Genomic DNA, 20,928 nt, shown 5'->3' with positions numbered 1-20,928 from the left:
CTAAGCGAAAAAACTTCATCCTGAATTTAGGATGGAGTTTTATTATTGTATGGAATGAACTTATTTTTAGTTTTGGAGGGAAATAATAGTGAGAAATTTCGGCAAGATTACCATAGGCCAGTTAATTGATTTGAGGGCAAAAGAAAATACGAAGACAGAGGCCTTAGTGTATTCTGATCTTAATTTACGGTATAATTACGAGGATTTTCGCTACGTTTGCAGTCAGGCAGCTAAAGGTTTAATGAAGCTAGGCGTGCAAAAAGGAGAGCATATTGCCATTTGGGCTACAAATGTGCCCCAGTGGGTTATTACTCAATTCGGCAGTGCCAAAATGGGAGCAGTATTAGTAACAGTAAATACGAATTATAAGATCTTTGAATTAGAGTATTTATTAAAACAGTCGGATACAACTACCCTTATCTTAATTAAAGGGACAAAAAGTTCAGACTATATCAGTATGCTGTATCAACTTTGTCCTGAACTGCATAACTGCAAACCAGGAGAACTTAAATCACAAAGATTGCCTTTTTTGAAAAATATTATAGTAATTGATGAAAAGAACTATCCTGGTATGTTTACCTGGAATGAACTAATTGAAATAGGGAACACGGTAACGGATGAGGAGCTGGCAGTCCGTCAAGATTCTCTAGACCCGGATGATGTGATTAGCATGATGTATACTTCAGGGACGACAGGCTTTCCAAAAGGGGTTATGCTCACTCATAATAACTTGATTGGCAATGCCTGCAGTCTTGCAGAGTGCATGGACTTCACGGAAAAAGACCGATTATGCATTCCTGTTCCTTTTTTCCATTGTTTCGGATGTGTACTGGGAACAATGGCTTGTGTAGTATCTGGTGCCACAATGGTTCCAATTGTAGTGTTCAATCCCGTCAAGGTGCTTGAAACAATTGAAAAGGAAAGCTGCACAGCCGTCCATGGAGTACCTACGATGTTCATAATGGAACTAGAAGAAATGGGAAAAAACAAATATGATACCTCGTCTTTACGGACTGGTATTATGGCTGGATCACCTTGCCCCATTGAGGTAATGAAGAAAGTTGTAGATAAGATGGGAGTTAGAGAAATCACCATCACGTATGGTCAGACAGAAGCCTCACCGGGCATTACCATGACTAGAACCGATGATCCTCTAGAATTGCGGGTGACTACTGTAGGGCGAGCTCTGCCTAACGTAGAGGTGAAAATAATTGACTCGGAAACTGGCAAGGAAGTACCTAAAAATACACAGGGCGAGCTCTGCTCTCGAGGTTATAACACGATGAAGGGATATTATAAAATGATCGAAGCGACTGCTGCAGCTATTGACAATGATGGTTGGCTGCATACCGGAGATCTAGCAGTCATGGATGAGAATGGTTATTGTAAAATTACAGGGCGATTAAAAGATATGATTATCCGTGGCGGAGAAAATATCTATCCACGTGAAATTGAGGAATTTATTTATACGCACCCTAAAGTGAAAGATGTGCAAGTTGTAGGAGTACCTAGTGAAAAATATGGAGAGGAAGTCATGGCGTTTATCCAAATAAAGCCGGGAAATTCAATTACAGAAGAGGAGCTTAAGGAGTATTGCCGAGAGAAAATAGCTCGTTATAAGATACCCAAGTATATTGCCTTTGTAGACGACTATCCGATCACAGCCAGTGGTAAGATTCAAAAATACAAGCTGCGTGAACAGGCTATAAAAATCTTAGGCTTGCAGAATGCAGCCAAATAAAGAACTTAATGGTGATGTAGCCTATATTATTTTTAGAAAGAATTCCTACAAGGATACCTTGTAGGAATTCTTTTATCTAAAATTTTAAAAAAAATTAATAGATAAAGGAAATATTGAGTAAAACTATGAAATTCCAAGAAAATACTTCATATTACTGTTTTCCAAAAAAGATCAGTATAACCTTTTTGGGGAAACTATACCTTTTGGTATACGAAAAAAAATCCATAATGTTCTATACTAACTTATAAAGTGGCTAACATTTTATTAGCCACCTCTTCTTAGTCACAATGTAGCAAAAAAGATTATACATAAAATAACAGAGGAAGAGGGGGGAGACTGATAATCATACACGGTATTGTGACTAAAGAATATAAGTAAATTAGGGGGCGCATTTTTTTGAAAACCATATTACGTACAACAATGACACTAGTATTTCTGATTTATTTTAACGCGTTTGCTTATGCGCAATCGCCAAATGCACTTTACCAAGCTTCTACCATTAATGCCATCTTACAAGGAGTCTATGATGGAGAATTAACAATTAAAGATTTAAAAGATCAGGGTGATTTTGGTATTGGCACATTAAATGGCCTCGATGGTGAACTAATTGGTCTTGATGGAGAATATTATCAGATAAAAGCAGATGGACAAGTACTGAAACTAGAAGGAAATGTTAAAGTGCCGTTTGCGACATCTTCAAATTTTAAACCTGACAGGTTTGCAGAACTTCATGATCTAAACTATGAACAGTTACAGAAATCCTTAGACAAAATAACAAATGATAAAAATTATTTTTATGCGGTCCGCATTGATGGTGTTTTCGAGAATGTAAAAACGAGAGCCATTCCAAAACAGACTAAGCCATATAAAACATTAACAGAAGCAGCAAAAGATCAAACTGTATTTGATCTTAACAACATAAAAGGAACTATAATTGGGTTTTGGTGCCCTCAGTATGTTAACGGTGTTAATGTTCCTGGCTATCATTTACACTTTATCTCCGATGATCGTAAATACGGTGGACATATTTTAACTGGTAGTCTGAAATCAGGAAAAGTTCAGATTGCTCGTATAACTGACTTCCGCATGGTATTGCCGCAAGATGCTAGTGATTTTGGGAAAGCTGCGTTAAATGAAGACTATAGTGAAGAGTTAAAAGCAGTTGAACAATAAGGTTGAGCATAAACATAACGATTAATGCCAGTCAGTAAACAAATCTTGCAAACAAGGTAGTTTGCAGGATTTGTTTGCTGCAATACTGCTTTTTCGAATATTTGGTATAGTGAGGACTTATGAAGACTAGAATCAAAAGGAGATAGCTAATCTATGAAAAGTCTGCGCACCCAATTGGTAACAGCTGTTGCTATCACAATTACAGTTATCCTTCTCAGTGTTATGGGGATCTCATATTGGAGCACATCAAGCATAGTGCAAAGCAACTTAGAGGAAAAGTTTGAAATTAAGGCTAGAGAACTTGCCAACGGATTTGACATACGTATGCAGTTGGAAAAAACAACAATGACTTCATTTGGCAAACAAGGAACTCATCAGTTTTTAAACCTTACTGGAAATGTTCAAAAACAGTTAGAATTTACTAAAATGATGCATGATGATTTCACGCAGTGGAGCCCTGTCAGCTTTCTTCCTGATTTAACAGGAAAGGAAGTGGCAACAAGTTTAGGTAAAATCGTAGATGCATCAAAGCTTGATTATGTAAAACGGATTCCAGAGGGAAAACCTTTTATGGATAATCCGATTGTCTCTGTAACTACTGGTAAAGCCATCTTAGTCGGAGCTGCTCCTGTTTCTATTAATGGGAAAGTAGTAGGTGCAGTTGTTGGCGGTATTCCTTTAGATGAATTTACGAAAGAGATTGATGAAGCGAAAATTGGTCAAGCTGGTTATACAATATTAATCTCTCCTAATGGTATGATAGCTAGTCATCCCAATAAAGAGCTGGTAATGAAGAAGAATATCGAAGATTTGGGAAATGAACGACTGCTTGAAGCAATGAAAGATATAAAGAATGGTACGAGTGGACATTTTATTGGTCAAGTTGATGGAATTGAGTCAATTGTAGCCTTTGTACCGACTCAGGATCAATGGGGCGTGTTTACGGTTGCGCCCACGGCAGAAGAATTTGCACCTATAAAGCGACTTACCTGGATCTTTAGCGGTCTATTTTTATTAGGACTAATTATCTCTGTGGCTATTATTAATTTGATAGCAGGCAGAATTGTACGCCCCATAAAAGAAATGGCGGAATACGCAACAGCAGTTGCCGATGGAGACATAACAGAAGCGACTCTAAAGCAAAAGGATCATTCTCAGTACCAAATCAAAGATGAGGTTGGAATACTACGTGCGGCTATGATTCAGATGCGGTCCAACTTGTGGATCTTAATAAATCAAGTAGCTAATTCAGTCAATGAAGTGACGAGTTCGTCCATACAAGTAAAGGAAAGTGCAAATCAATCAGCGCAGGCTGCTAGTCAAGTTGCTATTGCAGTAACAGAAGTAGCAGCGGGTGTAGTTCGTGGGCAAGAGGCAACAAATAAAACAAGTAGTATTTTAAGAGGATTAATGGGACAAATCAATGACATGAAAACAAATACAGAAGCCGCAAATGGAATGGCAAATGTTGCTGTTGAAAAAACCAATATAGGTGGTCAAACGGTTCAAGTTGCGGTAAAACAAATGAATAATATCGGAGCAAGCGCAAAAACAGTAAATGACGCTGTCAGTAAATTATCGTTAGGATCCACTAAAATTAGTGAAATAGTGCAAATGATATCCGGGATTGCGGCCCAAACTAATTTATTAGCTTTAAATGCAGCAATTGAAGCTGCCCGCGCAGGGGAACATGGGCGGGGATTTGCCGTAGTAGCAGAAGAAGTTCGTAAATTAGCTGAACAATCACAAAATGCAACCGGACAAATTATTTCATTAATTCAAGAAACCAATAGCGATGTGGATAGTGCAGTTACGGCAGTACAGCGTGCTGTTGATGATGTACAATCGGGCATTGGACATGTCAACGAAGCGGGAGTGCAATTTTCTGAAATAGCGAATTTAGTAGGCAATGTATATCAACGAACATTGGAAATATTATCAACAGTGGATGAATTATTTGCTAATGGACGTATCATTGAAGCATCATCCAAGGATATCGAAAAAGTCATTAATGAAACGGCTTCTCATTCACAAACTGTATCTGCTGCAACAGAGGAGCAATCGGCATCTATGGAAGAAATTGCGGCATCTAGCGAGCATTTGGCTCATTTATCAAATGAACTGAAAAATAGCTTAAATAATTTTCGAATTTAATTGTAATAGGATTTTACTAATTAAATAGCTAAGGCGCCTTTCAAATTATTGAAAGGCGCCTTAGCTATTTAATCAGTAAAGGTCGCTATTAACAATAAAGATTAATTCTGTATTAAAGAATTACCTGTCATATTTTTGTCATATTTTCATGTTATGCTAATAACTAAAATGAATGAGGTCTCAGGATCTTAAAATATAATATAATAACAGAGTAATAGTTGCGTGCGCAACTATTACTCTGTTATTATATTACTTAAGGCTTCACATAAGAAAAACTACAAATGACCTTACTCTGCGAGCACCTCGATCTGGTATGATTGGTTTTCGGCAGGCAGAAGTAGGCAACATCGTATCAGCTGGTCAGAAAGTGTTATCTATTGTTGATAATAGTAATATCTATATAGACTGCTCCGTATCAGAGCAAGATATCGGGCAAGTGGTTCTAGGTTTACCTACGACTATAGGGATTGAATCTTTGGGTAAGTCATTTACTGGAAAGATTATTTACATCAGTCCATCCATAGATAGTAAAACACAAGCCTTTGCCATTCGGATGATCCTTGACAAGCCTGAAGACAGTATTCGAAGCGGAATGTTTGCTCGTACCAAGATTAATACGATCCTAAGGTCACAAACCTTATTCGTGCCAAAAGAAGCTGTTTTGTCTTTAAATGGTAAAGATCGCATTTTTGTAGTGAACAGCAGCAATCAAGTAGAAGAACGCATTCGCGCCTCTTTAAGGGGGGATTGACCGAGCCTCGTGGTGTAGTCTGGGATTTTATGGATCTGATGGAACAAGGTGCAGTCACTAAATATGAGACGGTTTTACGCTGGGGTTTAAGTAATAGTAAAAAAGTCATTGCTGTCGTACTGATTTTATTCTTTGTAACTATTTCCTTAATCCCCTTAGGGGTTATTGGTTCAGAATATATGCCCCGCACAGATGAAGGTAGTTTTCGTGTCTCAGTAGAGCTATCCGTTGGCCAAAACATTCAGCAGTCAGATCTTGTCGTAAAAGAATTAGAAGAATATCTATCAACCATTCCTGAAGTAACAAATTATCTGTCTAGCGCGGGTACACCTTCCAGTAATAATGGTTCTCTTAGTGTGCAATTGGTTGATCGTAAAGATCGTGATCGGACAGTTTGGCAAATTACTGATCAAGTACGAGCCTATGCAAAGCAAAATTTCCCAAACGTCATCATAAGGGTGAATGAATCACAATCTTCCGTAGCTGGAGTTTCAGGTGGAGGTGGAGGGGGCGGGGGCGGGGCTCCCATACAAATACAATTACTGGGCTCTAATATGGATAATTTAGTTGCATCTTCGTATCAAACCCAAAGCATACTTTCGCAAATACAGGGAATAAAAGACATCCGCAGTTCTTATACAGAGGGGATGCCTGAAATCCAAATGACGATTGATCGTGACAGATTAAAATTTTATAATAGTTCAGTAGCTGAAGTTGCAAATGTTTTTAATGCTGCAATTGCTGGACAACAGGCTGGCGTGTATGCCAATGATCCATTTAACGATGGTCAAGATACGGATATTACAGTTCGCATTAAAGGAAGTGATGGCTTTGCAATGCAGGACATTCGGTCACTGCCGGTTATGGCTGGCAACCATCAAATATCTTTAGGAGACATTGCTGTTCTACGTGAAGGTACAGGACCAGTCATGCTGCAACGGGTAGACAACAACGTTCCATAACGATACAAGCCAATATAACCGATCGTCCTTTAAATGAAGTATTACAAGAGATTACAAAGAAACTGACACCCAAAGATCTAGGTACTGGTATTAGCTATCGCTATACGGGGCAGGCAAATAGTATGAGTGATACGTTTGGTCAAATGTTTCAAGCGCTGGGCTTATCGCTTATATTAGTTTATATGTTACTAACTGTTCTATACGAGTCGCTTTTAACTCCATTTATTCGTATGTTTTCTCTTCCACTAGGGATGATAGGGTCACTGTTATTCCTACTGATTACTAATAATACCATCAATCTATATTCTCTCATTGGTATATTGGTCATGGATGGCTTGGTTGCCAAAAATGGAACCTTGCTCCTAGATTATACAATAACGCTAATGGATCGAGGCGTTGGGGCTTTTGATGCTATCATTGAAGCCGGCAAAACAAGATTAAAACCAATTTTTATGACAACGATCACCATGGTTGTTGGTATGCTGCCCACAGCATTAGCATTAACAGAAGGCTCGGAGACAAGAGTCAGTATGGCATGGGTTCTAATTGGTGGTTTATTAAGTTCAACCGTGTTTACGCTGCTTATTATTCCGATTATTTTTCTATTCTTTCAGAACCATCCTATCAATTTTATGAAGAGGCTGAGTTTTCTTTCTAAATGGATACAAAAATCCAAGTAAGAAAACTAATTTCCCTTTCCTATACAATAAAAAGGAACTTTAATAAGTTCCTTTTTATTGTATAAAATATTGTTTAATCCCGTTGTAAATTCCCATAGCTACCTTTTTATTAAAATCACGATTGATAAGTAGTTTTTCTTCTTTCGGATTAGAAATAAAAGCAGCTTCTGTTAGTATGGCTGGCATGTTTGTATTTTTGAGAACATAAAAATCACTTGGCTGAGAGCCTCTATCATACAAATTCAATTGACTCACCATATTAGCCTGAACGAAACGGGCAAGATCATCGTTACTGCCTGGGCTGAAATAGGTTGTTGTACCAGTTCCGTGTTCGGCAAATGCATCGGTGTGAATGCTGACAAACAAGTCAGCATTGGCCTGATTGGCGATATCGACGCGAGCTTGCAGTTCGTCAATGTCCGAAGATCCGTCTGTGGCAACATCTCGATCAGACGTCCGAGTCATAATGACAGTTGCTCCTCCGGCAGAAAGTAATTCATGTAAGTCACGAGCGATTGCCAGTGTAACATCTTTTTCGGCAACACTGTTAGGACCGATGGCACCAGCATCACTACCGCCATGGCCAGGATCAACAACGATCACTTTGTTTTTGAGGGGTTTCTTGGTTTGATATTCTCGAATCGCATTGATGTTTTGACTCTGGGAACCATATGCAGCAGCACTAGCTGTCATAGAGGTTGAGATCATTCCAAGTACCAGCAGAGCTATAAACGTAAGAGGTAATCGTAGCTGTCTTTTCATTTATTCATCCTTACTCATTATAGATTTTAGTCAGTTAAGTAAATTATACTCTATATTCGTTCCCTGCGGTTAACGTAATATTTCCCATTGATAAGATACAATAAAGGCGATTACTTGATATAAAGCTGCAAGAATTAGCCTGCAATATTTTGCAAGCATGCTAAATATTGCACAGAGATTGGTCAGGCTTGTGCTTTGATTTATAGTGATTTTGTTATAAGGATGAATTAAATCTGATTGGCATGTTTCTTGCAATTCACTTTGAAAAGTTAGAAAATTTAAATTATTATTCTAAAGGGGGAACCAGTATGGAAATTATAAATTCTATGGAGAATTATGACTATGAGCAACTTGTCTTTTGCCAGGATAAGGCGTCCGGTTTGAAGGCCATTATTGCGATTCATGATACGACACTGGGGCCAGCATTGGGCGGAACGCGAATGTGGCCCTATACCAGTGAAGAAGAAGCTGTTATTGATGCATTGCGACTAGCTCGTGGCATGACTTTTAAAAACGCTGCAGCAGGTCTTAATTTTGGTGGAGGAAAAACAGTCATTATTGGCGACCCAAGAAAAGATAAAAGTGAGGCGTTGTTTAGAGCCTTCGGCCGATTTGTTGAAAGTCTCAATGGACGTTATATCACTGCGGAGGATGTAGGAATCTGTGTTGAGGATATGGATATTGTGAGCCAGGAAACGAAGCATGTTAATGGCGTAGGAGCCATAGCTGGATCTAGCGGCGACCCTTCTCCAATCACTGCTTTTGGGGTATTAAAAGGCATGCAGGCCTGTGCTAAAGAGGTTTGGGGAAGTGAACAGCTGAAAGGAAAAACAGTGGCACTTCAAGGACTTGGTCATGTGGGTTATTATCTGGCTAAACATCTGCATCAAGAAGGTGCTAATCTTATTGTAGCTGATATTAATGAGCACAACGTGGAACGTGTGGTAAAAGAATTGGGAGCGACAGCGGTTAATCCCGATGCTATTTATGGTGTAGAATGTGATATTTTTACTCCGACAGCTCTTGGAGCAATTATTAACGACCATACCATCCCACAGTTTAAGTGCCGTATTATTGCGGGTGCCGCTAATAATCAACTTGGAGAAAATCGTCATGGAGATTTACTTCATAGTAAAGGAATCTTGTATGCTCCTGATTATATCATTAATGCTGGAGGGGTAATTAATATAGCGGATGAATTGAATGGCGACTACAATAAAGAGCGAGCCTTAAGAGCTGTTGAAATCATTTATCGGAATATTGAAGAAATTATTGCTATTTCAAAACGGGATAATATACCTACTTATAAGGCAGCTGACATTTTAGCTGAACGGCGGATCGATACATTAGGAAAAGTGCGCAGTACCTTTTTATCACCTGCTAGAAGATGATTCTTAAAAAACCAGGCTGGAATAAATTTTATGGAGGAAGCAAATGAATTATACACAAGAGTATCGTACTAAATTGACCACGGCAGAAAGAGCAGTTAAAGTCGTTCAGTCTGGTGATTGGGTTGATTATAATTTTACGTTAGCCCAACCCGTGGCCTTAGATAAGGCGCTAGCAGCACGAAAAAATGAACTAGTAAATGTGAAGGTAAGAGGAGGCTTTTCATTAAGGCCTTTAGAAATTGTTAATGCCGATCATGAAAGAGAACATTTCTTTTATAATAGTTGGCACTTTAGCCCTTATGAGAGAAAATTGAGTGACCGAGGTCTATGTAACTATATACCCATGATTTATCGCAACAAACCATTATTTTATCGTAAGAGTTTGGAAGTAGATGTAGCAATGTTTTCAGTGGCCCCAATGGATAAACATGGATACTTCAATTTTTCTCTCACTAACTCTGCATCCAGGGCTATCTGTGAGAAAGCTAAAATTATCATACTAGAGGTAAATGAAAAATTACCGATTGCTTTGGGAGGACAAGAAAATTGTATCCACATTAGTGATATTGACTACATAGTAGAAAGTAGTAATCCAGATTTGCCAGTCATTCAATCTGCGGAAGCTACAGATACGGATAGGAAAATTGCTAAGTTGATTATAAAAGAAATAAATAACGCATCTACAATTCAATTGGGTGTGGGGGGGTTACCCAATGCGGTAGGTACAATGATTGCTGAGTCTGATCTAAAAGATTTGGCTATACACACGGAAATGTTAGTGGATGCCTATTTGATAATGGCAAAATCAGGAAAAATCACCAATCGATATAAAAACGTTGATAAAGGAAAAGGTGCTTGGGCTTTCTGTGCCGGAAGCCAAGAATTATATGATTGGGTTGATGGAAATAGCGGATTAGCCTCCTATCCAATTGACTATACCAATGATCCAAATGTGATGGCGAATATTGATAATCTTGTTACCATTAATAGTTGCGTTGAAGTTGATATTTTAGGACAAGTGACAGCTGAAACATCGGGTTCTCGTCAGATCAGCGGCACGGGCGGACAGCTTGATTTTTTGAACGGAGGTTATTTGTCCAAAGAGGGAAAAAGCTTTATCTGTTTTAATTCTACCTTCATTGACAAAAAGACTGGATTAATGAAATCTAGAATAGTCGTAGATCTGCCCACGAATGCAGTAGTAACAGATCCGCGTACACAAGCTCATTATTTTGTAACAGAGTGGGGGATGGCTAATTTGGCTGGACGATCAACTTGGGAGAGGGCAGAGAGGATTATTGAAATTGCTCATCCTAATTTTCGTAAAGAGTTAATTAAAGGTGCCGAGAAGCTAGGAATATGGCGTAGATCCAACAAAATTAGTTAATGTATTGTGCGTATAGTCTCTCGGAAAGTCCCATTTAGGATGGTAAAGGATGAGCATAACTAACGCTCCAATCTTCTACTTAATCTACTACGCTTATAGTTATGCTCTTCCTTTGCCTGTCTACGGCTATATATGCTTGTTTTACGAGAGTATACTATGAAGCGGAGAGGAAAATCTGTATGGGAAACAGGAGGAATGAATCATGCCAAGACCGGTATTTAATCAAGAAAGATGTAAAGGCTGTGGACTTTGTGTCGTGGCCTGTAGAAAAAATATCATTGTTATTAGTGATTCTCTAAACAGCAAGGGCTATCACCCAGCAACTTGTTCCGATGAATCCGCGTGTATCGGCTGCATAATGTGTGCTAAGGCTTGCCCGGATGTGGTAATTGAAATTTATAAATAGATGGGGAGTGGTGAATGTGTCTGAAACAAGACTAATGAAAGGGAATGAGGCTATCGGCGAAGCCGCCATTGTTGCTGGCTGCAGATACTATTTTGGATATCCGATCACGCCACAAACCGAATTAATGGAATATATGGCAAAGAGAATGCCTCAGATTGAGGGAGTATTTTTGCAAGCAGAAAGTGAAATTGCCGCCATTAATATGGTATATGGTGCTGCTGGCGCAGGAGCGCGTGTTATGACCTCGTCATCTAGCCCAGGTATAAGCTTGAAAGCAGAAGGTATTTCATACTGCGCGGGAGCAGAGCTTCCTTGTGTGATTGTTAATATTATGCGGGGTGGCCCTGGACTTGGCAGTATTCAACCGGCTCAGGCAGATTACTTTCAGGCTACGAAAGGTGGAGGGCACGGTGATTATCGAAATATTGTTCTGGCTCCCAACTCTGTGCAAGAAATGGCAGATTTAACAATGCTCTCCTTTGATTTAGCGGATAAATATCGCAATCCGGTAATGCTGCTTGGTGATGGTGCTCTTGGACAGATGATGGAACCAGTGAACCTTGAAGAAAAACCTTTTGTTCCACAGGAAAAACCTTGGGCCGCTAATGGGCTGGGAGAACGAACAAAGCCCAATATTATTAACTCTTTATATCTTAAGCCAGAGCAACTAGAAGCACATAATATCCATCTTCAGAATAAGTACCAAAGGATAATAAAACAAGAATGCCGCTGGGAAGAATTTAGCGTAGAAGATGCAGAATTAATCGTAGTGGCTTATGGCATTACCTCCAGGATCGCTCGATCGGCTATTGAAATGGCTAAACGAGATGGACTTAGAGTGGGACTCTTTCGACCGATGAGTCTATGGCCATTTCCTAGTGAACGATTATTAACATTGGCTAAACAGACAAGGGCTTTCTTAGTGACAGAGCTTAGTGCCGGACAAATGATAGAAGATGTACGTCTTGCCACAAGACAAATTAAACCAGTCCATTTTTATGGTCGTATGGGTGGTATGATGCCGAGTTCCAGAGAAATATATAATCAAATCAACCTCATCGTGAGAGAAAAGGAGGCAGTGAAATGAACTCTAAACTTTATGCAAGATCAGAAGCGTTAACTGATGCTCCTTTTCATTATTGCCCTGGATGCCAACATGGGATTGTTCATCGAATCATTGCTGAAGTTATTGATGAATTGGGAGTCCGGAAGCAAATAATTGGCGTTGCTCCTGTAGGATGTTCGGTCTTGGCTTATGAATATTTTAATTTTGACATAGTTCAAGCTTCTCACGGGCGTGCGCCTGCGGTTGCAACAGGCGTAAAAAGAGTATGTCCAGATTCCACCGTATTTACCTACCAAGGTGATGGTGATCTTGCTTCGATTGGATGTGCTGAAGTGGTGCATGCTGCTGCCAGGGGAGAAAGAATTACGACTATTTTTATAAACAATGCTATTTATGGGATGACTGGCGGGCAGATGGCCCCTACCACATTAGTAGATCAAGTAACGACGACTTCACCTTACGGGCGCAACGTGAATCAGGCCGGGACTCCTTTATGTATTTCCGAGATGCTATCAACGATACAAGGCGCTCGGTTCATTGCCCGGGTTGCCGTTAATAATCCATCGAATATGGCAAAAGCAAAAGCTGCCATCAAAAAAGCATTTCAGCTGCAAAACAGTGGGGAAGGTTTCTGCTTGGTAGAAGTGTTATCTACCTGTCCCACCAATTGGGGTATGACGCCTCTTGAAGCGGTCAAATGGTTGGAAACAAATATGATACCTCAATATCCTTTGGGCGTATTTAAAGATGCAGGAGGAGAGTAACATGACTCACGAGATGATTCTAGCAGGGTTTGGCGGGCAAGGTGTTATGGTTATGGGGCAATTGTTAACCTACGCTGGAATGTTGGAGGGGGCGCATGTCTCCTGGATTCCTTCTTATGGTCCAGAAATGCGGGGGGGGACAGCAAACTGTTCGGTTATTATTTCCCAAGAACCAATTGGTAGTCCGATTGTCACGGAAGCTACAGCAGTAGTGGCGATGAATTTACCTTCATTCGAAAAGTTTGAGTCTTCTTTGTCTTCTGGTGGAATCTTGGTATTAAATAGTTCTTTAATTGATCGACAAAGTAAACGGGATGACATTAAAACCTACAACGTTCCTGCTAATGAAATTGCTAACTCCTTGGGAGATGCAAGAATGGCGAATATGGTTGCTTTAGGAGCACTCAATGCAGCTCTTGGTTATATAGTGGATACTTCACGAATTATGGAAGCATTCAAGAAAATTTTTGCAAAAAAACCTGGCATTATTGCACCGAATGAGCTGGCAATATTAACAGGGGTTAAACATATAACTGGTTAATAAAGGGAAAGGATATTGCAGATATAAAGAAGATGTGACTTAGGGACTAAACAAGTACGTAATTTTTTGCATATTTATAATGCATAAAATTGCGTACTTGTTTATATTAATTTCAAATGAAACAGGAATTTATAAGTTAATATGGAAATATGCGCTATAGTAGGATTATTGTTATGTATCTCATTTCTGGTACTATATTTGTGCGGGGGAGAAAATATGAAATGTATAGAGAAAAGTGCCTTTCAAACTGCATGGGACTTTGGCAGCCGTCAAATGAGAGATCTTTTTAATTCAACGAGTGATGGAATGATTGTCGTCAATGAAATGGGTGTCATTATTCTTATTAACATAGCAGCAGAGAGGATACTGGGCATACCTGTGCAAGATGCATACGGACAGCTTGCAAGAGACATTATTACCGGCAGCCGTCTCGATAGTGTATTGGAGACAGGAGTTGCTGAACTTAATCAAAAGCAAATGATCGGTGAAACATACATTGTCACGAATCGCGTTCCACTGCGGGATGAAAAGGATCAAATTGTGGGCGTGGCTGCAGTGTTTCGAGAATTTACCGAAGTAGAGCAGTTAACGGAAGAACTTACCTCCAGAAATGAAATGCAGAAATTTTTAGAAACAATTATAGATGTTACCCAGGATGCCATTTCGGTGGCAGATCAAGAGGGAAAGATTATTATGGTGAATCAGGCTTATACTCAAGTCATTGGAATGCCCAAGGAGGAAGTAGTCGGCAAGTTGTCTACTGTTGATATCCGAGAGGGAGAGAGTATGCACTTGCAGGTAGTGAAGACTTTAGATGCGGTACGTGGAATTCCCTTAAAGGTGGGACCAGGCAATCGAGAGGTTTTAGCAAGTGTCTCGCCGATTATTATTAAAGGTAAATTGCGTGGCAGTGTGGGGGTCGTTCATGATGTTTCCGAAATTAAACGACTTAGTAAGGAGCTAGCTCGTACACGAATGCTGGTGAACCGATCTCAGCCACGTTATACTTTTGAAACTATGGTGGCAACGGATGCGGCCATGTCCCTTGCCGTAGAGCAATCGCGTCACGCTGCAACAACACCAGCGACAATACTGTTATCCGGAGAAAGTGGAACTGGGAAAGAGGTATTTGCTCATAGCATACATTATGCCAGCCACCGAAATAATAAGCCCTTTATTCGGGTTAATTGTGCAGCATTGCCGGAGACTTTATTTGAGAGTGAGCTTTTCGGCTATGAAGCAGGAGCTTTCAGCGGTGCTTTACGAGGCGGGAAGAAAGGATTATTTGAAGAAGCAAACGGTGGGACTATTTTTCTAGATGAGATCGGTGAGATCCCTTTGATGGTTCAAGCAAAGCTCTTAAGAGTTTTACAAGAGCGTGAGTTCACGAAGGTCGGTGGGGTAAAATCCAGGAGTATTGATGTGCGGGTAATTGCTGCTACAAATCAAAATTTGGATATTGCAGTGAAAAAAGGTTCCTTTCGCGAAGATTTGTACTATAGACTAAATGTCTTCCCCATTGTCATTCCGCCATTGCGTCACAGAATGGCAGATTTACCACAGTTAATTGTGCATATATTAGAAAAACTCAATCAAGAATACGGAAGGAATGTAACCGCAGTTTCCCCTGAAGCGATTGCCGTATTTCGTGAATACCTGTGGCCGGGCAACGTAAGAGAGCTGGAAAATGTTCTTGGCCGAGCGTTGATAAACATGCAATTTTCTGAGACGACAATCTTAAATAGACATCTTCCACCATTTTTTCGAGAAATAAAGGCTGCTCATATCGTGGATACGCATTTTCCTCACAGTAGTTTAACCCAAATGCTGGAGGCAGTAGAACGTAAAATTATTGAGGATTGTTTAAAAAAGAATGAGGGAAATAGAACACAGACTGCACTCCAATTAGGAATTGCGATTCGTAGTTTGTACTATAAAATGGAAAAGCTTAAAATTAAAAGTGAAGTTATCTAGAACGTAACAAAAAACATAAAGATCAAGGGTTGCGCGAAAATGCAGTCCTTGATCTTTATTTGAAGCTGCATTAAAAGCAGTTTCGTACCATTTTTATTGATATTGCATTTCTGACAGGGGTTGATAAACATGCATGGCGGAATGCATCGTGTTGGCTTGCATAGTTGATATGTGGTGCATCGCTCTTTGATGCATATGTATTAACATATCATATACCATATTCATACATGAGGTACAACAATTCATGACCATCTTCCGCATGGTATCATCAGAGCAAGACATGGTTGCAACGCTCAAAGACATAACACATGCTTTAAGCGAACTTGCCATACAACATACCATATCACGCTCATCTAATCGGCTGGCATTCATGTTAATTGGTTGATGCATTTGATTGATACTGGATTGCCAGCTCATGATGCGATCGGGCATGATTTGGTTAATTTCTTTGGTTTGCATATATTTGAGGATATTATTACACATGCTCATCATATGCTCCAACTGTCTATCCATCATAGACGTCATTTGGGGTTCTCTAACTTGAGGACGGTACATACGAAATGTATTCATGCAGTTGACCATTGTTGTTATAGCTTCGCCAACATGCACCATTTGATGAGCTTCTACCAGCATGTGTCCCCTTCCCATTTCACCCATTTTTTGTGCTTGTAGTGATCGTTTCATTCCATAGTTCATAAAAAATACCTCCTTAAATTTATATCCTGTGACATTTTCCCTATTCGAGTTTGAAATATTCTCTAATTTTAAGAAAAGGTAAGAAATTTATAATTGTGAGTGTCATTTAACTATAGCCTTAGAAGGGGAAAAATGAAATATGGAGAATATTGGGCTGTAAGAGATATTTTTAAAACGAATGATGCATAGAATTTTGATATCAGGAGGATGAAATGAAAAGATGGAGGCTTCTAGCTCTTGCTTTTCTGGCTGCATTTTGTTTGAACAGCTATGTATTTGCGTCTTACTCACCTAACCTTGAGGAAAGACCGATTGCTTTTGACCCAGGTAAAAGCATGGGATATTTTTTGTGGCAGGATACAGACGGGTTACACCTGAGAATCACATCTACTGGAATTCCTCATACTTTCAGTGGAACGGTTCGTACAGATGGGAGATTTGAGAATGTTTTAGGAAGATATCAGGGTGGAAATGAAGACTATTTTGAAGTTAATAAAGGCCAGAATAAAATCATATATAATTTTACGACTGCCAAAGACGAAGAGGGACTTGATTTTCAGCTTTCTTATGGGAGCTATGTGAAATTTAGTTTATCGTTAGATGGAGAATCCATTAATTCGGAACAAATCTTTATTGGCAAAGATGGATGGCATCCTGCCAGGTATGAGTTTACTCTTCGACAAGATGGTGAACATTTAAAATACGCTGATGGTGAAAAAGTTATAATCATTGGCGGTGGTTTTTGGTGGCCTAGAGGGGATGGTCACAGGTGATTTAGTATATTTTGATATTTCGGGACTTTATACGCGCTATCGGCAATAGCGCGTATTTTGACTCCTCTTGTTTTAATAATAAAAATTTGGGATAATAAGAAACAGATTGGTAGGCTCCAAATACCTAATGATAATAAAAGATATTTTTATTAGTTTGAAAAGAGGACAACGAATGAACAAAGCATCCTTTTATGGATTGACATTAAATCAACTAGAAACATGGCTTATAGAACGTGGACATAAAAAATCTCGTGCAGTGCAAGTATGGCAGTGGGTTTATCGGAAAAGAGTAATGTATTTCTCCGAAATGACTGATGTTAATAAAGAGTGTATTCAATTATTAGCAGATCATTTTGTTATCGAAACACTAAAAGAACACTGTAGGCAAGAAGCAGCAGATGGAACGGTCAAGTTTTTATTTCAGCTGTTTGATGGCAATTTAATTGAAACCGTTCTAATGAGAAATAAATTTGGTTTGTCGGTTTGTGTTACAACACAAGTTGGCTGTAATATTGGATGTAGTTTTTGTGCAAGTGGCTTATTAAAGAAAAAACGCGATTTGTCCAGTGGCGAAATTGTGGAACAAATTATGAAAGTGGAACAGTATTTAGATCAAGAGAATCAAGAAGAAAGAGTCAGTCATGTTGTAGTGATGGGAATTGGCGAACCACTTGATAATTTTGGAAATCTAATCGATTTTTTATTAATTATCAAAGAGCATAATGGTCTAGCCATTGCTGCAAGGCGGATCACCGTATCGACCAGCGGACTTGCAGATCGAATTGTTGAATTTGCCGATACGAATTTGCAGGTTAATTTAGCAATTTCTCTACATGCGCCAAATAATGAACTTCGATCGCGGATCATGAAAATAAACCGCGTTTTTTCTATAGAGCAAATAATGCAGGCTGTTGATTACTATCTGGCAAAAAACAATAGAAGGATTACGTTAGAATACATTCTCTTAAAGGATATGAATGATAGTAGTCAGCATGCTCTTGAACTTGCAGAGCTAATTGGTGATAAAAAGAAAAGTGTCAATGTAAACTTAATTCCTTATAATCCAGTAGACGAGCATAGTCAATATCAAAGAAGCGAGCTAGAAGCCATGCGGACGTTTTACGATATACTGAAAAAGAATGGTATTCATTGCAGCAAGCGTCTCGAGCATGGAACCGATATTGATGCTGCTTGTGGGCAGTTAAGAAGTAAACAAATCAAAGAAGCCAGGCAAAATAATCATGGTTAACAAACATATTTATTAAGAGGGCCTCCTGCACCAATTCGAAAGGAATTTTTGTAGAGGTTTGTATTTTAGAATTCTTAAAATTGAGGCACAATAGCCAGAGTAAATGGATTATGATACAATCCTAGATATGATCTTCGCAGGCAGCCGATTGATGGTGCCTCAGTTCATATGAATCTTTTCTATAAGATGGAGGTCGACATGGACGATCAAGAAAGACAAAAAGAAGCAATAAAACTAGAGGAAACTCTTAAAGAAATAAAAAAACAACTAGCAATAAGTGAAGAAAATTGTGTAGTAAAACAATCTGAACTCAAAGAAACGCTATTAAATTATTGGGAAAAATGTGGCAGTGATGAAGCGCAATTGGTAGAAACCGCAAATCGTCAGCGGGCACTTTCATCCTTAACCCATAGCACACCTCTTAAATTAAGAAAAATGCTAAACTCACCTTACTTCGGACGTATTGATTTTATCGAAGAGGATACTGGGATTGAACCCCAGGAAGAAGAAGTATATATTGGTCTTTCTACGTTAATGGATGAAGAAACAGGAGAATTCCTCATTTATGATTGGCGGGCACCTATTTCGAGTATGTTTTATGATTATGGGTTAGGTGAAGCGGCTTATCATTGTTCCGAAGGAAGCATCAATGGAAAGATCATACTAAAACGTCAATATAAAATAGCAAACGGTTGTATGCAGTATATGTTTAATGCTGATTTAAAAATAGATGATGAAGTTCTGCAAGAAATACTAGGTAAAAGTGTTGATGATAAAATGCATACCATTGTTAACAGCATTCAACGTGAGCAAAATCAAATTATTCGTGATGCAAATCATAGAGCACTTTTTGTAGAGGGGCCAGCAGGCAGTGGTAAAACTTCTGTAGCCTTGCACCGTATCGCATTTTTACTTTATCGTGATAGAAAGAGTATTAATGAGAAAAATGTTCTGATTCTCTCACCGAACCATTTATTTAGCGACTATATTTCCAATGTTTTACCGGAAATGGGAGAAGAAAATGTGCTGCAAAAAACATTTCACGATTGTGTGTTCGAGGCAATAAACCAGCTTCCCATAAAATTTGAAACCCGTACGTTTCATCTGGAAACGGTATTGTCAAATGGGAGCGACCACCAGCAGACCCTGCGTGCAGAAAATATACGTTTTAAATCATCTCGCAATTTTGAGAATATCCTACGGGAATATCTAGAATGGATACAAACAAGCTTAGTGGATGAGTATCCAGATATTGAGTTTCGCGGGCAATTGATCTTTCAAAAAGAGGAGTGGAAACATTATTTTCTTGGGAATCTTTCCGATATGCCAGTGAAGATTCGATTAGAAAAGATAAGAGCGGTGATCGAAAGCAGAATGCGCCCGCTGTTTCATGCTGTTCGTAAGGAAAAGGAAGCTGAAATTGTAAATCGCGCTGAAGAAGTTGACGAGAATACCATTAAAGCTCTGGCAAGAATTGCAGCCCGGGAAGAGTTTGGTTCCTTTTACGAGAAAATTGACAGATTGACGAAATTGAGTCCGCTGGCAGAATATCGAAGACTATTTAAAGGGGGCTGGCTGCTTGCCAGGTCGTCAAATAAAACTGATTTTCCTGAAAAATGGCAGTCTATTCAAAGACAAACCCTTTCTTACTTAAATAATGGTGTGCTGCCATACGAAGATACTCCAGGATTTATTTATTTTCAAGGTGTGCTGCAAGGTTTTCCCATAAATCGCGATATTAAACATTTGATCATTGATGAAGCCCAGGATTACACCAGAATGCAATATCAAATACTTGTGACACTCTTTCCTAACTCTACATGGACGGTAGTAGGAGATCCTGCACAAGCCGTGCATCCGTTTTTAAATACAGCAAGCTTTACCGATATGAGTGAAATTATCGGAAATGAAAAATCAATTGCCTTCCGACTAACGCGCAGTTACCGATCGACAAAGCAAATTCAGGCTTTTTGTCAGGCGATACTTTCTGATAAAACAAAAGTAGAATCAATTAATCGTTCAGGAGCTTTACCCACAGTAACCAAAATTGAAAATCTTCACGAGTACACTCCTGTTCTCGTTTATACTATTAAGAATATCCTTAAAGAAGGATGGCATTCAATAGGCATTATTTGTAAGAATACCTATCAATCGAAAAAAGTTTTTTCAGAGCTAAAAGAGCATATTGATTTGAATCTTGTAATTGATGAGGAGGACTCATTCCATCAAGGAATTGTTGTAATTCCATCGTATTTAGCAAAAGGATTAGAATTTGATGCGGTGTTGGTCGTTAATGCTGATACAATTAACTTTAGTAGTGAAGAAGAACGTCATATATTATATACAATATGCACACGTACATTGCATCGTTTAAGTCTTTTTTATTATGGAAAACCCTCGCTTTTCTTAAGGGAGATGGATGAGAAGCTTTATGAAATCACACCGATTTGTAAATGAC

Annotated in this window: 16 protein-coding genes and 1 pseudogene; 15 read left to right on the top strand and 2 right to left on the bottom strand. The window is 39.0% G+C overall.

Annotated features, from left to right (window positions below; all coding sequences use genetic code 11):
• The first annotated feature begins 88 nt into the window (after positions 1-88).
• The 5 genes and pseudogenes from LMF89_RS10280 (at position 89) to LMF89_RS26205 (ending at position 7,461) form a co-directional block, all read left to right on the top strand.
• Entirely contained in the window at positions 89-1,741 is a 1,653-nt protein-coding gene (locus LMF89_RS10280; RefSeq protein WP_229534982.1) for an AMP-binding protein, read from the top strand.
• A 396-nt stretch (positions 1,742-2,137) separates the two neighbouring features.
• The gene (budA, locus tag LMF89_RS10275; RefSeq protein WP_229534981.1) at positions 2,138-2,914 is read left to right on the top strand and encodes an acetolactate decarboxylase; all 777 of its coding nucleotides are present in this window, start codon (positions 2,138-2,140) and stop codon (positions 2,912-2,914) included.
• 153 nt (positions 2,915-3,067) lie between these two features.
• Positions 3,068-5,068 carry a methyl-accepting chemotaxis protein gene (locus LMF89_RS10270; protein ID WP_229534980.1) on the top strand — a complete coding sequence of 667 codons (2,001 nt, stop codon included), beginning with the start codon at positions 3,068-3,070 and terminating at the stop codon, positions 5,066-5,068.
• Between the two features lie 214 nt (positions 5,069-5,282).
• Positions 5,283-5,819 (top strand): efflux RND transporter periplasmic adaptor subunit, encoded by a 537-nt coding sequence (locus LMF89_RS10265; protein ID WP_369412578.1) that lies wholly within the window; start codon positions 5,283-5,285, stop codon positions 5,817-5,819.
• A gap of 29 nt (positions 5,820-5,848) precedes the next feature.
• Positions 5,849-7,461: pseudogene (locus tag LMF89_RS26205) on the top strand (efflux RND transporter permease subunit).
• Positions 7,462-7,515: 54 nt separating this feature from the next.
• Here the strand turns inward: LMF89_RS26205 and LMF89_RS10250 are convergent.
• Entirely contained in the window at positions 7,516-8,223 is a 708-nt protein-coding gene (locus tag LMF89_RS10250) for an N-acetylmuramoyl-L-alanine amidase family protein (protein ID WP_229534977.1), read from the bottom strand.
• Positions 8,224-8,531: 308 nt separating this feature from the next.
• Here LMF89_RS10250 and LMF89_RS10245 point away from each other — a divergent pair, with 308 nt between their 5' ends.
• The 7 genes from LMF89_RS10245 (at position 8,532) to LMF89_RS10215 (ending at position 15,752) form a co-directional block, all read left to right on the top strand.
• A complete protein-coding gene (locus tag LMF89_RS10245) occupies positions 8,532-9,614 on the top strand; it encodes a Glu/Leu/Phe/Val family dehydrogenase (protein ID WP_229534976.1) in 1,083 nt (360 codons plus the stop codon).
• A gap of 43 nt (positions 9,615-9,657) precedes the next feature.
• Positions 9,658-11,001 (top strand): acetyl-CoA hydrolase/transferase family protein, encoded by a 1,344-nt coding sequence (locus LMF89_RS10240; protein WP_229534975.1) that lies wholly within the window; start codon positions 9,658-9,660, stop codon positions 10,999-11,001.
• A gap of 202 nt (positions 11,002-11,203) precedes the next feature.
• Positions 11,204-11,407 (top strand): 4Fe-4S binding protein, encoded by a 204-nt coding sequence (locus LMF89_RS10235; protein WP_229534974.1) that lies wholly within the window; start codon positions 11,204-11,206, stop codon positions 11,405-11,407.
• Between the two features lie 16 nt (positions 11,408-11,423).
• Positions 11,424-12,494, top strand: coding sequence for a 3-methyl-2-oxobutanoate dehydrogenase subunit VorB (locus LMF89_RS10230; RefSeq protein WP_369412577.1), 1,071 nt, complete (start codon positions 11,424-11,426; stop codon positions 12,492-12,494).
• Entirely contained in the window at positions 12,491-13,237 is a 747-nt protein-coding gene (locus tag LMF89_RS10225; protein WP_229534973.1) for a thiamine pyrophosphate-dependent enzyme, read from the top strand. Before LMF89_RS10230 ends, LMF89_RS10225 begins: the two co-directional genes overlap by 4 nt.
• Before the next feature lies 1 nt (position 13,238).
• Positions 13,239-13,778 (top strand): 2-oxoacid:ferredoxin oxidoreductase subunit gamma family protein, encoded by a 540-nt coding sequence (locus LMF89_RS10220; RefSeq protein ID WP_229534972.1) that lies wholly within the window; start codon positions 13,239-13,241, stop codon positions 13,776-13,778.
• Between the two features lie 216 nt (positions 13,779-13,994).
• Complete coding sequence (locus LMF89_RS10215) at positions 13,995-15,752, top strand: sigma-54 interaction domain-containing protein (protein ID WP_229534971.1); 1,758 nt, start codon at positions 13,995-13,997, stop codon at positions 15,750-15,752.
• A gap of 93 nt (positions 15,753-15,845) precedes the next feature.
• Here the strand turns inward: LMF89_RS10215 and LMF89_RS10210 are convergent, their stop codons facing one another.
• Positions 15,846-16,448, bottom strand: coding sequence for a spore coat protein (locus LMF89_RS10210; protein WP_229534970.1), 603 nt, complete (start codon positions 16,446-16,448; stop codon positions 15,846-15,848).
• A gap of 212 nt (positions 16,449-16,660) precedes the next feature.
• Between LMF89_RS10210 and LMF89_RS10205 the strand changes: the two genes are divergently transcribed.
• The 3 genes from LMF89_RS10205 to LMF89_RS10195 all read left to right on the top strand — a co-directional run bounded on the left by LMF89_RS10205 (position 16,661) and on the right by LMF89_RS10195 (position 20,927).
• The gene (locus LMF89_RS10205) at positions 16,661-17,221 is read left to right on the top strand and encodes a hypothetical protein (protein WP_229534969.1); all 561 of its coding nucleotides are present in this window, start codon (positions 16,661-16,663) and stop codon (positions 17,219-17,221) included.
• A 172-nt stretch (positions 17,222-17,393) separates the two neighbouring features.
• Complete coding sequence (gene rlmN, locus LMF89_RS10200; RefSeq protein WP_229534968.1) at positions 17,394-18,470, top strand: dual-specificity RNA methyltransferase RlmN; 1,077 nt, start codon at positions 17,394-17,396, stop codon at positions 18,468-18,470.
• A gap of 198 nt (positions 18,471-18,668) precedes the next feature.
• Positions 18,669-20,927 carry a HelD family protein gene (locus LMF89_RS10195; RefSeq protein WP_229534967.1) on the top strand — a complete coding sequence of 753 codons (2,259 nt, stop codon included), beginning with the start codon at positions 18,669-18,671 and terminating at the stop codon, positions 20,925-20,927.
• Position 20,928: the final 1 nt, after the last annotated feature.

This window comes from Pelosinus baikalensis (genome assembly GCF_020819555.1).
GTDB lineage: Bacteria > Bacillota > Negativicutes > DSM-13327 > DSM-13327 > Pelosinus > Pelosinus baikalensis.
The sequence above is the reverse complement of the archived record's forward strand: the minus strand, read 5'-3'. Positions and strand labels throughout refer to the sequence as shown.

Excerpts from the sequence above, each read along its gene's own strand:
- LMF89_RS10240 (WP_229534975.1), top strand. The coding sequence starts at position 9,658 with ATGAATTATACACAAGAGTATCGTACTAAATTGACCACGGCAGAAAGA.
- LMF89_RS10245 (WP_229534976.1), top strand. The coding sequence starts at position 8,532 with ATGGAAATTATAAATTCTATGGAGAATTATGACTATGAGCAACTTGTC.
- rlmN (WP_229534968.1), top strand. The coding sequence starts at position 17,394 with ATGAACAAAGCATCCTTTTATGGATTGACATTAAATCAACTAGAAACA.
- LMF89_RS10270 (WP_229534980.1), top strand. The coding sequence starts at position 3,068 with ATGAAAAGTCTGCGCACCCAATTGGTAACAGCTGTTGCTATCACAATT.
- LMF89_RS10205 (WP_229534969.1), top strand. The coding sequence starts at position 16,661 with ATGAAAAGATGGAGGCTTCTAGCTCTTGCTTTTCTGGCTGCATTTTGT.
- LMF89_RS10225 (WP_229534973.1), top strand. The coding sequence starts at position 12,491 with ATGAACTCTAAACTTTATGCAAGATCAGAAGCGTTAACTGATGCTCCT.
- LMF89_RS10210 (WP_229534970.1), bottom strand. The coding sequence starts at position 16,448 with ATGAACTATGGAATGAAACGATCACTACAAGCACAAAAAATGGGTGAA.
- LMF89_RS10235 (WP_229534974.1), top strand. The coding sequence starts at position 11,204 with ATGCCAAGACCGGTATTTAATCAAGAAAGATGTAAAGGCTGTGGACTT.
- LMF89_RS10220 (WP_229534972.1), top strand. The coding sequence starts at position 13,239 with ATGACTCACGAGATGATTCTAGCAGGGTTTGGCGGGCAAGGTGTTATG.
- LMF89_RS10250 (WP_229534977.1), bottom strand. The coding sequence starts at position 8,223 with ATGAAAAGACAGCTACGATTACCTCTTACGTTTATAGCTCTGCTGGTA.
- LMF89_RS10195 (WP_229534967.1), top strand. The coding sequence starts at position 18,669 with ATGGACGATCAAGAAAGACAAAAAGAAGCAATAAAACTAGAGGAAACT.
- LMF89_RS10215 (WP_229534971.1), top strand. The coding sequence starts at position 13,995 with ATGAAATGTATAGAGAAAAGTGCCTTTCAAACTGCATGGGACTTTGGC.